Raw genomic sequence first — 255 nt, 5'->3', positions numbered from 1 at the left:
ATCCCTGACAGTCGGCACTGATATCACGCGCATCGGCACGGCCAGATCGTCCACCATGCGCTTGATGATGACGACCTGCTGGTAATCCTTCTCTCCGAAATAGGCGGTCTGGGGCTGGACGATATTGAAAAGCTTACAGACGACGGTGGCGACGCCGGCAAAATGCCCGGGCCGGACCGCCCCTTCGAGTTCGCGGCCGAGATCGGGAACGTCAACGACAGCAAGCATCGGGCGAGGGTTTCGGCACGCGCTGCG

At 61.6% G+C, this 255-nt stretch carries 1 protein-coding gene; it reads right to left on the bottom strand.

All coding sequences use genetic code 11. The features are described from left to right. A partial coding sequence (locus AF337_RS01745) for a pantoate--beta-alanine ligase (protein ID WP_160320225.1) occupies positions 1 to 255 on the bottom strand: 255 nt, incomplete at both ends.

Origin of the sequence: Rhizobium ecuadorense, from assembly GCF_001187535.1 — a bacterium.
Classification (GTDB): Bacteria; Pseudomonadota; Alphaproteobacteria; order Rhizobiales; family Rhizobiaceae; genus Rhizobium; species Rhizobium ecuadorense.
Note: the sequence above shows the minus strand (reverse complement) of the source record. Positions and strands in the feature narration are given on the sequence as shown.